Origin of the sequence: Paraburkholderia sp. UYCP14C, from assembly GCF_004197395.1 — a bacterium.
In the GTDB taxonomy this organism is placed as follows: Bacteria; Pseudomonadota; Gammaproteobacteria; order Burkholderiales; family Burkholderiaceae; genus Paraburkholderia.
Map to the genome: position 1 here is coordinate 30,182 of NZ_SELS01000046.1, position 13,438 is coordinate 43,619.

Sequence of the window (13,438 nt, forward strand, 5' to 3'; positions counted from 1 at the left end):
GAATAAATATGTCGCGGCTGGAAAGACTCTAAGGCGCTGCGGGATAATCACACTTGTTTCGTATGGAGTGCGGGACGCGCCGATTCCATGGGCGCGTCCCGGCAATCCGGTGTTGCACCGGGGACTAGCTCAACCCGATCTCGATTACGTGCTTCCGGAATGCCTCACGCTTGCAAAGCGACGCGTACCAGCGCTCCAGATTGCCCAGGCGTGGACGTTCCACGGGAAGCGTTGCCCAGCGGTACGCCAACGGCCCCACCGCAATATCCGCAATCGAAAAGGATGCGCCGCCGAGATATTCCGATCGCTCGAGATAGCTGTCGAGCAAGCGGAACAGTTCGGCATTCTGGTCGCGAGCTTCGTCAATGCCATCCTGACGACGCTGTTCAGGCGGTGTTCGGACTATTCTCTGAAAGAGCGTTCTGTTCGCCGGCCCCAGGGAGGACAACTGCCAGTCCATCCAGCGATCGACCCAGGAACGGCCAACCGGGTCCGTTGGATACAGCCCGGCCGCGTGAAAGCGATTGGCGAGATAACGTAGTATCGAATTGGATTCCCATACCACGACGTCTCCATGAATCAACGTGGGAACGACGCCATTGGGATTCTTTGCCAGATAGTCGGCGGCTTTGTTGCCGCCGAACTCGCCGCCCATGTCTACGCGCACGCACGGTTGCTCGATTTCATCGAGCAACCACATGACCTTCTGTACGTTGGAGGAGTTGCTCCTCCCAAGAACCGTCAGTGCAAGACTATTCGTCATGACAAAATCTCCATGCCTCGCTGCACAGCGGGTCTCGATCCGATCAAATCGTACCAACGCTTGACGTTCGGAATCTCTTCCCATGCGATCTGATGCAATTCAAAACGCGCGATCCACGGGTAGATTGCTATGTCCGCAATGGAGTATTCATTACCCGCGACGTATTCCGACTTGCTGAGACGCCCATCCAATACCTTGTATAGTCGGTGAGTCTCCGCCGTATAGCGCTCGAGGCCATATGTTTCGTGGGGCGCGTAGCGGCGGAAATGATGAGTCTGCCCGAACATCGGGCCGATACCACCCATCTGAAACATTAACCACTGGATCGTCTCGTGGCGCTCGATGCCGGACGACGGCAATAATTTCCCCGTCTTGTCGGCCAGGTAAATCAGGATCGCCCCGGATTCGAACAGCGTGATCTTGTTGCCCTGCGGCCCTTTCGGATCAACAATGACCGGGATCTTGTTGTTCGGATTCATGGCGAGAAAGCTATTCTCGAATTGCTCGCCTTTGGTGATATCCACCATGTGCACTTTGAAGGGAATCCATAGCTCTTCCAACGCAATGGAGACTTTCCTTCCATTGGGTGTCCCCCACGTATATAAATCGATCATCTCTTTGCTCTCCTGCGATGTATTTTCTGCCTTCACTCAAGACTGCAGGCGGGTCGAATATCTCGCGTTTTTTAGCGTGACGAACTCTTCCGCCACGCTCGGGTGTACACCGATGGTGGCGTCGAAGTCAGTCTTCGTTGCCCCCGCCTTGAGTGCGATAGCAATGCCTTGAATGATCTCGGCGGCATCTGCGGCCACGATGTGTGCACCCAAAATGCGATCAGTCGCCGCGTCCGCGATCAGCTTCACCAGCACTCGCTCCTTTCGGCCGGAAAGTGCGGCGCGCATTGGCCGAAAAGCACTGCTGTACACTCGAACGGCGCCGTGTCTCGCACAAGCTTCCTCTTCGGTGAGACCCACCGCGGCGACCTGCGGCTGACTGAATACGGCGAACGGAACACCTTCGTGGTCTGTTCGACGGGGCCTGTTACCGAAGACGGTGTCGGCAAAAGCATGGCCTTCGTGGATCGCGACAGGCGTCAGGTTAAGACGGTCCGTGACGTCTCCTACTGCGTAGACGTGATTGCACGACGTGCGCGAATAGCTATCGACGGGAATCGCGCCGCGCGCGTCGACATGAACGCCAACCCGTTCCAGGCCAAGACCGTCGGTGTTCGGTCGTCGCCCCGTGGCGGCCATCACCAGGTCCACGTCCAGAATCTCTCCGGATCCGAGGTAGAGCTGATATGCATTGCGCTTTCGTTCGACTGCGGCAACTGTGGTGCCGAGCCGCATCTGTATTTCGTTCGCGGCCAGCTCGTTGCCAATATGCTCCCGGACCTGTTCGTCGAATCCGCGTAGCAGCCGCGATCCACGATGGACCATCCACACGCTTGATCCCAGTCCCTTGAAAATGCCGGCGAATTCGCACGCGATATATCCACCGCCAACGATTGCGATCCGCTCAGGCGGCCGTTCCAGAGCCAACACCTCGTTGGACGTCACCATCAACTCGGCGCCGGGAATCTGTGGCACTTCTGGCGTCGCTCCAGTCGCGATCAAGATGTGATCCGCGGTGAAAGTCACGCCGTTCACGCACACCTCGTGTGTGCCGGCAATCGTTGCTTTCCCCTTTATCACCTTGACGCCGGCGCTGCCGAGCAAGCCCTCGTATACCTGCTCCAGGCGGCCTACCTCCGAGTCTTTCGCACGGGCCAGGCTTTGCCACTCGTGTGAGGCTTCCGGCACTTGCCAGCCGAACCCCTTGCTGTCCTCGAGCGCCATGCCAAATTGCGACGCGTACATCAACAGCTTTTTTGGCACGCACCCACGAATCACGCATGTGCCACCGAGCCTGTACTCCTCCGCGACAGCGACCTTCGCGCCATATCCTGCCGCTATTCGACTTGCCCGGACGCCGCCGGATCCGCCGCCTATCACGAAGAGGTCAAAATCGTATGCATTCATGGAGGGTTCCAGGACGCAGTAAAAAAGGAAGGCTCTACGGTCTTCGCGGATACCGCCGCAAGGAGCCGCTGACAGGGGCTTGAGTGAAGGTGGTATTCAGCCCCGCCAGGCTCCGTCGAACTTCTTGTGCGGCCGCGAGTTCAGGCGCGCGAGCACCGCGACGACCGGCGTGAGCCGTTCGCTGGGGAGTCACGCGCTATTGGGCTGTGCTGCAACGAAGGCCGTGCGACCGTACGTGGCGATCAGGAGTCAACGTTGCGGTACTGTCGCCCTCATCGCTTGTCCGGATTGCCGGTCCCCCAGTCCCAGTGCGTGACCGAGACCTCCGCAAAAATGTCGGCCTTGCTATAGGGGTCGTTGGCAGAAAACCGCTCGGCGGTCGCGAGGTCTGGCGCATCGATCACGAGCAACGAGCCAATCGGGGTCGCGCCGTCGGGCGCCAGGAGCGGTCCGCCCAGCCTGTAAGTCACGCCTTGAGGAGGCGCTTTCAAGTATTCGCGGTGAGCCGGACGCGTGCTGGCTCTAACTTCAGTGACTCCAGGTCGATCGATTGCGACGATGGCGAAGAACATTGAAACTCCTTGGTGTGTAGGAGATAGATAAGGCGGATCCGCTGACGACTCTTCGTCTTTGGATCACGCTAGCGACTGGTCCGCAAATGGGAGGTCTTGACGAGCGCCGCTTCCGCCGTCGCCTCGATCTCTGCAACGATTTCGGCCACCGACTTCACATCGTGTATGAGTTCGACGGCCGCACTCGCGTAGAGTGGACTGGCTTCCCAATCACCCTCCATGGTGTCCCAGGCCGCCGCCGCGTTATAGCGATAGAGCGGCTTTCCATTTGGAAAGCTCGATATGCGGTCGCCTTCCCCGGGTCGTTGACCGTTCGGCGGACGACCGGCCTCCTCCCATTTGTTGAACGTCGAATTGCGGATGACCCAATGAGGGCACTCCTGCCCAACCGGATCGAAGATTTCGGTCTCCACAAGGTCGGTCGCGCGAGCGGTAGCAACCCGCTCCTTGTAACCGCGATGGTTCGCCGATTCCTTGCTCGCGACAAACCGCGTTCCCATCCAGACCCCGCACGCACCTAGAGCCAGCGCGGCGACGAGGCCACGGCCGTCTGCAATACCGCCCGCCGCCACCACGGGCACCCCTCTAGCGGCGTCGACGATAGACGGCAAGAGCGACATCGTCGGCGCGCTTCCGACGAAATGACCGCCTGCCTCCCGCCCTTGGGAAACAATGAAGTCGACGCCGATATCCTTGGCTCGCGCCGCGTCTTCCGGGCTACCCACGGTCCAGAACACCAAGCCGCCCGCGTCCTTGATGATGCGAACATAGGGTTCGATGTCACCCTGCCACACGGAAAATACCCGCACCCCCGCATCCAATGCAGAAGCCAGCCGCTTGCGCTGGTCAACCACCAGCGTCAGGTTCGCGCCGAACCGGCCGTTCGTGGCCCGATGCATTTTTGCAAGTTCATCGCTTACCGTGTCTTCCGGCATGTGCGCCAGTGCAGAAAAGCCAAAGCTGCCGCTACTGGCCATTGCTCCGAGAAATTCCGCGCTCGTGCCTCGCCCGAGCGGGGCGGCCACGACTGGAACGCGCAAATCAAGTGCTTTCGTCAACGCTGTTTCAAAAGGCATATCGGCTTTTTCTCCACGCTCAAATAGAGCGCCAAATGTGTCACCTGGGTCCACGCGACCTCGCCTTCCTTCTTTCAGACCCGAATTCGATGGTGTTGTGTCGGTGGCGTCCCGCTTGCATTGACTGCAAGATAACCGTCTTTCCCTGCGGGATAACTGCCCTAAAACTTGATAGACCTTCAGGCGATTCGAAAGAATCGAAAACTCGCCTGAAGCGATTTGGCGCGGCGAGGTGACCGCCCAGGCAATACGGCGGGCGGGAGGCTGCCGCGCAGTTCAACGGTCGAACATGTGGTTCGGTCGAAAGTCGCGCCGCTGCTCAAGGGTCGTATGTCTGCCGTTTGAGATCGAAGCCACTGCGGCCCGCCCAACGGGACTTGGTTTGTATTGCAATGTATCGAAGCGCTGCAGCGATACAAACCGTTGCAGAAACACGCGGTCGCCAACACAAACGCGATACATGGCGCTGTTGAAATACAACCCAACGAGTGATGCATACGAGCAGCAGATAAGCGGTCCGATGCGCCATCACTCTCCTTTTAATATCGCATACGATTTCATCGGTATCGATATTTACTCGACCCAACGGAAATACCCGTTGCGCCGAACCGGCTTCACCCTCGCATTCCTCTTCATCTTCATATTTCAAGGAGATCGTTATGAAGAACACCCGCGCGGCTCTTGCGGCCACTTTCGCACTTTCGCTGACTGCGCTTGCCACTGGTGCACATGCCGACACCAACCCCGCGCACACGCCACAGGAAAAATGCTTCGGCGTCGCACTCGCCGGCAAAAACGATTGCGCAGCGGGCGCCGGTACATCTTGCGCGGCCACGTCGAAAGTCGACTATCAGGGCAACGCGTTCGTCCTCGTCGACAAGGGGACCTGCACACATATCAAGACCCCCAAGGGTTTCGGCTCCCTGAAGGCGACATCATGATGTCCACGTCCCGACAACATGCGGCTCGCGCCGAGGTCTGGCACGGCACACCCGCCGACACGTTGCGTCGGTTCCTGCCACCCGCACTGCAGCTGCTGGTTGCGCGCCTCGGCATTGCCGCGATCTTCTTTCTTTCTGGGCGAACGAAGGTCCAGGGGCTATTGACGATCAAGGCGTCGACCTACGAGCTGTTTCGCAGCGAGTACGCATTGCCGCTGATTCCGCCCGAGATCGCCGCGCATCTTGCGACATATACGGAGCACATCTGTCCGATTCTGCTCGTGCTCGGACTCTTCACGCGGTCTGCCGCGGCAACGTTGCTCGGCATGACCGCGGTGATCGAAATATTCGTCTATCCGGATGCATGGCCAACCCACCTGAGCTGGGCCGGCCTGCTTCTTCCGCTGATCGTCCAGGGCGGCGGCGCATGGTCGCTCGACGCACTGCTGCGCCGGGGCGCAACGCTTACGCGGTGATTTGAGCCTCATCGCGTGTGACGCCTCACTCGGCATTTGATCAGCGATCCTGCCTTTATTGACTCACCACTCATTACATCGAGGCCGCTCCGGCCTCTGGAGATACGCAATGCGAATCCTGCCGACCTTGACACTCGCCGCAGCGGCACTGGCCGCCCCTATGCTCGCGTCCGCCGCCACGCCGCAAGCGCCGGAGGGCGTCAAAAATATCGTCATCGTCCATGACGCCTTTACCGACGGCTCCGGCTGGCGCGTCGTTTTCGACATCCTGAGCCACAAGGGCTACAACGTCACCGTGGTTCAGGAACCACTCACCACGCTCGACGAGGACGTGGCCGCCACCCGCAGCGCGATCGTGTCGGCCAACGGCCCGGTGGTCCTGGTTGGCGACGGCTACGGCGGCTCGGTCATTACCGTAGCGGGTACGCGACCCAAAGTGAAGGCGCTCGTGTATGTCGCCGCGTACCAGCCCGACGTTGGGGAGAGCGCCACGCAACTCGCTGCGTCCGTCCCTGAGCCGACCAACGACATTCATGCCAGCCGCGACGGGCATCTGTTCTTCGATTCCGCGAAGTTTTCCGCCGACTATGCGGGCGACCTGATCGCCAATCGCACCAACTTCATGGCGGCCTCGCAAATGCCCGCGACCGCGGCCGCTTTCGGCGCACAGACGCCCGATGCGGCGTGGCACGACAAACCAAGCTACGGCATCGTCGCGACCCAGGACCGCGTGCTGAGCCCGGACCTGCAGCGCTGGATGTACCAACGCGCTGGATCCAGGATCACCGAGGTCGGCGCAAGCCACGCCATCGTCATCTCTCAACCCGAGGCGGTCGCACAGGTGATCGAAGACGCCGCGCTCCACGCCAACTGAGCTGCGCGTCACTGAAACGCTGTACCCGCGGCTTGCATTGAGCCGTGTCCCTTTGTTTGTCCCGTTTGTTTGTTTTTTTTCTTTCCTGTCACCCTGGAGAACTCATGAACCTCAACCTCAAATCCCGCGCCAGCCTCGCCGCAGCAGCAGCCCTCATCGCCGTGGCCACCGCATCGGCCGCGAGTGTCGCCAACGCGGCGGGCGCCGAGCAGCCCGGACGCTGTTATGGCGTCAATTCGTGCAAGGGCCAAGGCCTCTGCGCGACCGCGAAGAACGATTGCAAGGGCCTCAACACGTGCAAGGGCAAGGGCGTGATCGTCAAGGCGGCTACCGAGTGCCGTGCGCTGGGCGGCACGTTGACGGAACCGAAGTAATCCTGCGGGAGGGCCCGCCCTCAACGGGCGGGTCCAGCCGCAACCCGAACTCATTGGCGGAGTCCACACGATGCCTGCATCCAACTCACCCTTCTTCGGCTACGGCCTCGGCCTGCGCAGGGAACACTATGGCGACTTCCTGGAAACGGCTGTGCCGGTCGATTTCGTCGAGGTCATTTCCGAGAACTTCATGGTCGCAGGCGGTCAGCCACGTGACATCCTGCGCCGGGTGCGCGAGCGGCATCCCGTCGCCTTGCACGGCGTGTCGATGTCGATTGGCTCGGCGGACGGCCTCGACCGCGACTATCTGCGGCGCCTGAAGGCACTCGTCGACGAGATCGATCCGCTGTTCGTCTCCGACCATTTGAGCTGGTCGCGCATCGGGCGCTTCAACTCACACGATCTGCTGCCTGTTCCCTACACCGAGGAAGCGCTCGACGTGGTCTGCGCGCACATCTCGACAGCACAGGACGCATTGGGTCGCACCATGCTGATCGAGAATCCATCGAGCTATCTCGCCTTCGACGATGCACCCATGACCGAATGGGAGTTCATCGCGCGCATGACGAAGCGCACCGGCTGCGAGTTGCTGCTCGACGTGAACAACGTTTTCGTGAGCGCCACGAATCACGGCTTCGATCCCATCGAATTTCTGGAAGGCATGCCGGCCGGGCGCGTGCGCCAGATTCATCTAGCGGGACATTCGCAGGGTGACGGACTGCTCATCGATACGCACGACAGTGCCGTGTGTGCCGATGTGTGGTCGCTCTATGCGAATGCGATCTCGCGGCTGGGACCGGTCGCGACGATGATCGAACGCGATGCCGAGATTCCGCCGCTCGCCGACCTGCTCGCCGAACTGTCGCGTGCGCGGGCGCTCGGCTCGACGCACGCGCCATTGCACGTCGCGGAGGCCGCATGAGACTCGCCGAGTGGCAGCAGAATTTTCAGGCCTGGCTCGCGGACGGCTCGGACGACGCGGCGCGCCGCCTTGGCGACCCGGCTGCGCGGGGGCTCGCGGTGTATCAAAACAATTACCGCAGTCAGCTTGTCGACTGCCTGCAGCAGTCGTTCGCACAGGTGCGCAAATGGATGGGCGACGAAGCCTTCCTGCACGCAGCGCTCACGCACATCAATCGTCATCCTCCGCATGCGTGGACGCTCGATGCTTACCCGCACGCGTTTGGCGAAACGCTCGCTTTGCTCTACCCGGACAACCCCGATCTGCATGAACTCGCGTGGCTCGAGCGCGCGCTCGACGAAGCGTTCGTCGAGCAGGACGCCGCCTGCGTTCCCGCCTCGACGCTCGCGGCAATCGACTGGGAATCCGCCAGCCTGCATTTCACGCCATCGCTCAGGGTCCACGCCGCCACGACCAACGCGGACGATATCTGGACCGCGCTGTGCGAGGGAGCATCGCCGCCCGAGGGTGAGATGCTTGCCGATCCCGGCGGCTTGCTCGTCTGGCGCCGCGGCTTGACGTGCAGCCTCAAGCGCGTGGATGGCGTCGAATACGAGGCCTTGCTGCACGCGCTGCGCAATCGCAGCTTCGCGTCGCTTTGCGACAAGCTCGCTGCACGCCTCGGCGAGGTAGACGGCATCGAACGGGCCGGTGCGCTGCTCGCCACCTGGTTCGCGAGCGAACTCATTACCGGCGTCGAACAGAACCAACTCGATGTTTGATTTTGTTCAGGCTATCTAACTTTTACGCGCTGGAATCATTGCGGCGCATGGAGATGATCATGACCACCACTCTGCCCAATCCCGTTTCAAACCGTACCCCTGTGCAGCGTCTGCACGTCGCGTCGTACACCGACGGCCTGCTCGGCCCCAGCCAACCCATGCTGGGCCCGCTCGCCGACGGTGGCACGCTGATCGCCGGCACGCCGCCGGGCTGCTGGGGACCGATGATCACGCCGGCATTTCAGGGCGGTCATGAAGTGACCCAGCCGGTCGCCATTGCCGGCGCGGAAGTGGGCGACGCCGTCGCGCTGAAAATCGAGCGCATGCGCGTCACATCGCTGGCGACGTCTTCCGGCGTCATGCAGTTCGTGGAGGGCCGCTACCACGGCGATCCGTTCGTCGCCAAGTTCTGCCCGACGTGCGGCACGGAACATCCCGCGAGTCACCTCGAAGGCATTGGTGCGGACGCGGTTCGCTGCGATCACTGCGGTGCGGAGGCCAACGCGTTTCGCTTCAGGCACGGCTATGTGATCGTGTTCGATCACGAAAACCAGGTCAGCCTCACCGTCAACCAGAGCGTGGCGGATCGCCTGGCAGCCAATGCCTCGCAAATGTCGGCACTCCCCGAGCTTGCGGCCCAGCACTCCATCCTCTCGCTCGCGCGCGCCGACATGCCGGGCGTGGCGGCCCACATGCGCCCCTTCCTTGGCAACATCGGCACGACGCCATCCCACGACCTACCCGATTCGCACAACTGCGCCGATTTCGGTCAGTATCTGGTTGGCGCACCGCACCGTTACGCGATGAGCGAAGAGGTGCTCCACGCCGCGAAAACCGACGGCCACATGGACACCAATTCGGTGCGCGAGGGATGTATCGTGATCTGCCCGGTCAAGATTCCGGGCGCCGGCGTCTATCTCGGCGACATGCATGCGCAGCAGGGCAACGGCGAAATCGCGGGGCATGCCACTGATGTCTCGGGCGAGACGCAGTTGAGCGTCGAGGTGATCAAGCGACTGACGCTCGACGGGCCGATCCTGCTGCAAAACGTCGAAGACCTCCCGCCCATGGCGCGCCCCATGAGCGCCGCGCAACGCCGTCACGTCGCGGAACTAGGCGCGCGTTGGGGGCAGCACGAGGTCGAGCAAAGCGGGCCGGTCACCTTCATCGGCAGTGGCGTCAATCTCAACGAAGCCACCGAAAACGGCTTGCGCCGCGCGGCGTCCGTAACAGGGTTGTCGTACGAAGAAGTGCTCAACCGCGCAACCATCACCGGGTCGATTGAAATCAGCCGCCTGCCGGGCACGGTGCGTGTCACCATCCTGTGCCCGCTGGCGATTCTCGACCGGATCGGGATCGGCCACCTGGTGCGCGAGAAGTATCAGCTTTCGTAGGCGCGCGCCATCAATGGTCAACGGGTTCAGAGGTTCCAGGTGCCCGAGGAACCATATCGACTAACCACGCTCGCAACTCCAAGCGATGCCCCCGCCGGTGCCGGGTCATGCTCGGGATTCGCAATCGCGGCGCAGCGCCGCGATCTGCGAACGCACATAACTGAGGTGTTCGCGCAGCGCGTAGAAGTGCTCGGCGTAGGCGAGCGGCATCTGAAGCTTGTTGAGATCTTTTTCGATCGCATCGAGCTTCTCGGCGCAGCTGGCATAGTTCTGTTCAGACGGATCGTCGAGCACGCTGCGCTCGAGTGCGGTCAGTTCGCCGTAGCGCCGGTAGAAGTGCGACTTGACGCGCCACGCGTACAGCGGCGGCACAAAGCGCACGGCCGGTATCAGCACGACGACGATCGGCACGACCAACACAAGGAGGCCCCGAGGAAATTGTCAGGGTACTGGGTGGTGCGGGCTGGATCACGCGGATGGCCACCCAGATCAGCACGGCGCCAACAATCACCAGGATGCTGACGGAGACGGTCAGGTCGAGCCACGAGACGACGACGTGATAGGCGGAGTGACGGGATCGGGGCTCATCCGGGTTAGCCTGGTTCGGAAGCACGTTCATCCCCTCATCGAAGCCAATCCCGACAAACTGCCAGCTCATGGAAGCAGCCAGCGCAGCAGGATTCGCGGTAGTTGCCCGATCAAACCCCATTCCACTTAGGGAGCAGGCACGGCGTTCCCCGAGCGTAGCCCTGAATCCGATCCCGGGTTGGTCGTTATAGAGTTTCCAGGTTGTCTGCAGCTTGGGCTCGATCTTCCGCTTGAGCTTCGCTTCTTCCAGAATAGGCTGCCCCACGAGCTCACAGAAATTGTCGCGGGGCAGGAATAGTTTCGCGCTGGCCGCCAACTACGGGCGCAGCGGCACCTTGAGCGCCGGCTGATACTCTTGCGCGAGCTTCACTATCACAAGGCGCGGTTCTGCCTCCTCGCCGAAAAGCCCGCCGTCTACTTGTCGTTCAGTATCAGCCGAGCGCACGCCCGTGGAGCGTGGCGGCGTCATCAGAGCGGGGTCCCTCCTTCGCGTCGATTGCCGAGTTGTAACGCGGCGCAAGCCCGAGATGATCGAGCAAGCGCCCGAACTCGCCGAGCCGGCGCTTCACGTAGGCAGGCACCTCGATATCCGCGTAATCGTAGAAGCCGTTGCCGTTGCGAATGCCGTCGAGTCCCTGTTCCATATTCCGGGTGACGATCCCGGCCGGCTCGAAGCGCGGCCCGATCGCATTGGCGAGATAGCGCGACGCGTAGTAAAGAATGTCGCAGCCTCCCCAGTCGATGAACTCGAGCAACCCGAGGACCGAGAAGCGCAGCCCGAACCCCGTGCGCACTGCCGTGTCGATGTCTTGCGCGCTCGCCACGCCTTCCTCCACCATGCGCGCTGCCTCGTTCATCACGAGCGCCTGAATGCGCGGCACGATGTATCCGGCCGACGGCGAGCACTCGACGGGTGCCTTGCCGGCGCGACGCAACAGATCCTTGAGCCGCGCGACGACCTCGTCGTCCGTCATTTCGCTGCGGCTGATCTCGACGAGCGGCATCAGATGCGCGGGATTCAGCCAGTGCGCGTTGATGAAACGCCGCGGATGCGTAACGGCCCGCTGCAAATCGGTGACGAGAAACGTAGAGGTCGTCGACGCGATCGTCGCCGCGCTGCCGATTCGCGCGCAAAGCCAGGCGAACGCCTCCTGCTTCGCTTCCATCACCTCGGGCACTGCCTCGAAGACGACCTCGCAGCTGGTCAGCACTGCTTCGGCGCCTCTGCGATCGAGCACTTCGATACGCGCCAGCGTGTCGGCGGCCTGTCCGGCATCGATACGCCCGAAATCGACGAGGGCCTGCAACTGCCGGTCGATCTCGCCGAGCGCGGCCGTCGCGAATGCGGCGCGCGCGGCAGCGTCGCGTTCCTTGAAGTCGATCAGCGTCACCCGCAAGCCGGCGAACGCGAAGGCGAGCGCGATGCCCTGCCCCATGCGTCCGGCGCCGAGCACATGTACGTGCCTTACCTGAGGGGCACTCATCATGCGAGTCCCCGGGTCAGCAATTCACGCATGGCCTCGCGCGAAAGAGAAGCGAGCCCGAGGTTTTCGAGCGTGCGGCCCTCGCGATACAGATCGCGATCCGACACCGCGCTCGCAATGCTCAGCAGGCCTTGAGCGACCGGCGTCGGCACGCCGGCCCAGCGTCCAACCGACACGATCAACGACAGACCGAGCCGGGTGTCCTCGAGCATGTAGCGATGTGACTTCAGGTCGATCTTCTCGCGCCAGTCGCCGCTGTCCGTCAGCTTGCCGTGCGCGCCGCGCCCATACATCCATTCATCGCCATCGCTCGCGTAGTGGTCGGCCAGCGGAAAATGCGGCGCGCCGTATCCAAGCGCTTCACGCACGGCGATGCGCTCCGCGTCGAGTGCATTCGTCACTCGACGAATCGACGCTTGCGTACCTTCGTTGTGAATGTCCCAAGCTTCGAAATGTTCGAGCGGTCCCGCGTTCATCATGATGAGCGGCGGATGGATCACCGGACCCGCATTCATCAACGCGCCGCTTAGCGCATCTTCGATCGGCTCGACGCTCGGATAGCCTTCCCTCAGTACCGGAAACGCCCAGTCTGCCGCAGCGGCGGGCAGCACACCGGTGGGCAGGCGCGTCGCATAAGCGCTGATCACCACGTCGTTTTCGCCATGGCGACGCACCAGATACGGCAACGTGCCGGTTTCCGCGAACGCCACTCGCGCACGGTTGCCCGCGTCGGCCATCGCCTTCGCGAACACGTAGCTGCCGAATGTGCCGGGTGGCAGATAGACCACCTGTCCATCCATGAGCAGCGGTGCGAGCTGCTGCGCGAGCGATTCGTGTGTCGTCGACGGTAACGGAATCACGATCAGTCGGGCGTCGCGCACTGCGATGCCAAGCTCGTCGACGAGGCGGATCGCACCACGCGCGTCGCCCACCGGCACGCGCCGCGTGCCGCGCCAGTCCTTCACGTTAAGCTCGCCGAGTTCGCGCAGACGCGCAGATGCGACCGCATCGCGCCGCCACCATGTGACGTCATGGCCTTTTTCCAGCATGTCGATGGCCGCTGCGAAACAGCCGTGCCCGCCGCCCAGTACGCTTACCTTCATTGTCCGCCTCCTTGTGCAATAGCTTCGAGATTAAGGGGGATAGCCGGGCACCGCACTTCAACACGCGCAAGCGCTGTTCAACTCCGGCA

At 62.0% G+C, this 13,438-nt stretch carries 15 protein-coding genes; 7 read left to right on the forward strand and 8 right to left on the reverse strand.

The annotated features are described in order from the left end of the window. Positions 1-124: 124 nt before the first annotated feature. The 5 genes from EVC45_RS31460 to EVC45_RS31480 all read right to left on the reverse strand — a co-directional run bounded on the left by EVC45_RS31460 (position 125) and on the right by EVC45_RS31480 (position 4,486). Complete coding sequence (locus EVC45_RS31460) at positions 125-763, reverse strand: glutathione S-transferase family protein (protein WP_129962076.1); 639 nt, start codon at positions 761-763, stop codon at positions 125-127. Continuing rightward, positions 760-1,413: a glutathione S-transferase family protein gene (locus EVC45_RS31465; RefSeq protein ID WP_248295326.1), complete on the reverse strand. Its 654-nt coding sequence runs from the start codon at positions 1,411-1,413 to the stop codon at positions 760-762. The genes EVC45_RS31460 and EVC45_RS31465 overlap by 4 nt, the downstream gene beginning before the upstream one ends. After that, a complete protein-coding gene (gene gor, locus EVC45_RS31470) occupies positions 1,414-2,784 on the reverse strand; it encodes a glutathione-disulfide reductase (RefSeq protein WP_129962077.1) in 1,371 nt (456 codons plus the stop codon). Between the two features lie 272 nt (positions 2,785-3,056). Then, positions 3,057-3,356, reverse strand: a complete 300-nt coding sequence (locus EVC45_RS31475; RefSeq protein ID WP_129962078.1) for a YciI family protein — start codon at positions 3,354-3,356, stop codon at positions 3,057-3,059. 68 nt (positions 3,357-3,424) lie between these two features. Continuing rightward, positions 3,425-4,486, reverse strand: a complete 1,062-nt coding sequence (locus EVC45_RS31480; protein ID WP_129962079.1) for a nitronate monooxygenase family protein — start codon at positions 4,484-4,486, stop codon at positions 3,425-3,427. Positions 4,487-5,091: 605 nt separating this feature from the next. Between EVC45_RS31480 and EVC45_RS31485 the strand changes: the two genes are divergently transcribed. From EVC45_RS31485 to EVC45_RS31515, 7 genes are all read left to right on the forward strand, one after another. Next, positions 5,092-5,373, forward strand: a complete 282-nt coding sequence (locus tag EVC45_RS31485; protein ID WP_129962080.1) for a DUF2282 domain-containing protein — start codon at positions 5,092-5,094, stop codon at positions 5,371-5,373. After that, positions 5,370-5,849, forward strand: coding sequence for a DoxX family protein (locus EVC45_RS31490; RefSeq protein WP_129962081.1), 480 nt, complete (start codon positions 5,370-5,372; stop codon positions 5,847-5,849). The genes EVC45_RS31485 and EVC45_RS31490 overlap by 4 nt, the downstream gene beginning before the upstream one ends. Before the next feature lie 109 nt (positions 5,850-5,958). Next, the gene (locus EVC45_RS31495) at positions 5,959-6,723 is read left to right on the forward strand and encodes an alpha/beta fold hydrolase (RefSeq protein WP_129962082.1); all 765 of its coding nucleotides are present in this window, start codon (positions 5,959-5,961) and stop codon (positions 6,721-6,723) included. Between the two features lie 104 nt (positions 6,724-6,827). Further along, complete coding sequence (locus tag EVC45_RS31500; protein WP_129962083.1) at positions 6,828-7,097, forward strand: hypothetical protein; 270 nt, start codon at positions 6,828-6,830, stop codon at positions 7,095-7,097. Between the two features lie 70 nt (positions 7,098-7,167). Further along, on the forward strand, positions 7,168-8,019 hold the full coding sequence (locus tag EVC45_RS31505; protein WP_129962084.1) for a DUF692 domain-containing protein: 852 nt from the start codon (positions 7,168-7,170) through the stop codon (positions 8,017-8,019). Continuing rightward, positions 8,016-8,780 carry a DNA-binding domain-containing protein gene (locus tag EVC45_RS31510; protein ID WP_129962085.1) on the forward strand — a complete coding sequence of 255 codons (765 nt, stop codon included), beginning with the start codon at positions 8,016-8,018 and terminating at the stop codon, positions 8,778-8,780. Before EVC45_RS31505 ends, EVC45_RS31510 begins: the two co-directional genes overlap by 4 nt. Positions 8,781-8,839: 59 nt before the next feature. Then, the gene (locus EVC45_RS31515; RefSeq protein ID WP_129962086.1) at positions 8,840-10,174 is read left to right on the forward strand and encodes an acetamidase/formamidase family protein; all 1,335 of its coding nucleotides are present in this window, start codon (positions 8,840-8,842) and stop codon (positions 10,172-10,174) included. Between the two features lie 105 nt (positions 10,175-10,279). Here EVC45_RS31515 and EVC45_RS31520 read toward each other — a convergent pair whose 3' ends face one another. The 3 genes from EVC45_RS31520 to EVC45_RS31530 all read right to left on the reverse strand — a co-directional run bounded on the left by EVC45_RS31520 (position 10,280) and on the right by EVC45_RS31530 (position 13,349). After that, positions 10,280-10,594 carry a hypothetical protein gene (locus tag EVC45_RS31520; RefSeq protein WP_129962087.1) on the reverse strand — a complete coding sequence of 105 codons (315 nt, stop codon included), beginning with the start codon at positions 10,592-10,594 and terminating at the stop codon, positions 10,280-10,282. A 599-nt stretch (positions 10,595-11,193) separates the two neighbouring features. Further along, positions 11,194-12,249: a 3-hydroxybutyryl-CoA dehydrogenase gene (locus EVC45_RS31525; RefSeq protein WP_129962088.1), complete on the reverse strand. Its 1,056-nt coding sequence runs from the start codon at positions 12,247-12,249 to the stop codon at positions 11,194-11,196. Beyond that, positions 12,246-13,349, reverse strand: coding sequence for an NAD/NADP-dependent octopine/nopaline dehydrogenase family protein (locus EVC45_RS31530; protein ID WP_129962089.1), 1,104 nt, complete (start codon positions 13,347-13,349; stop codon positions 12,246-12,248). Before EVC45_RS31530 ends, EVC45_RS31525 begins: the two co-directional genes overlap by 4 nt. Between the last annotated feature and the right edge of the window lie 89 nt (positions 13,350-13,438).

Bases quoted from the DNA above. Each gene is read 5' to 3' on its own strand.
- EVC45_RS31460 (WP_129962076.1), bottom strand. From the start codon at position 763: ATGACGAATAGTCTTGCACTGACGGTTCTTGGGAGGAGCAACTCCTCC.
- EVC45_RS31530 (WP_129962089.1), bottom strand. From the start codon at position 13,349: ATGAAGGTAAGCGTACTGGGCGGCGGGCACGGCTGTTTCGCAGCGGCC.
- EVC45_RS31505 (WP_129962084.1), top strand. From the start codon at position 7,168: ATGCCTGCATCCAACTCACCCTTCTTCGGCTACGGCCTCGGCCTGCGC.
- EVC45_RS31475 (WP_129962078.1), bottom strand. From the start codon at position 3,356: ATGTTCTTCGCCATCGTCGCAATCGATCGACCTGGAGTCACTGAAGTT.
- EVC45_RS31525 (WP_129962088.1), bottom strand. From the start codon at position 12,249: ATGATGAGTGCCCCTCAGGTAAGGCACGTACATGTGCTCGGCGCCGGA.
- gor (WP_129962077.1), bottom strand. From the start codon at position 2,784: ATGAATGCATACGATTTTGACCTCTTCGTGATAGGCGGCGGATCCGGC.
- EVC45_RS31490 (WP_129962081.1), top strand. From the start codon at position 5,370: ATGATGTCCACGTCCCGACAACATGCGGCTCGCGCCGAGGTCTGGCAC.
- EVC45_RS31495 (WP_129962082.1), top strand. From the start codon at position 5,959: ATGCGAATCCTGCCGACCTTGACACTCGCCGCAGCGGCACTGGCCGCC.
- EVC45_RS31510 (WP_129962085.1), top strand. From the start codon at position 8,016: ATGAGACTCGCCGAGTGGCAGCAGAATTTTCAGGCCTGGCTCGCGGAC.
- EVC45_RS31515 (WP_129962086.1), top strand. From the start codon at position 8,840: ATGACCACCACTCTGCCCAATCCCGTTTCAAACCGTACCCCTGTGCAG.
- EVC45_RS31485 (WP_129962080.1), top strand. From the start codon at position 5,092: ATGAAGAACACCCGCGCGGCTCTTGCGGCCACTTTCGCACTTTCGCTG.
- EVC45_RS31500 (WP_129962083.1), top strand. From the start codon at position 6,828: ATGAACCTCAACCTCAAATCCCGCGCCAGCCTCGCCGCAGCAGCAGCC.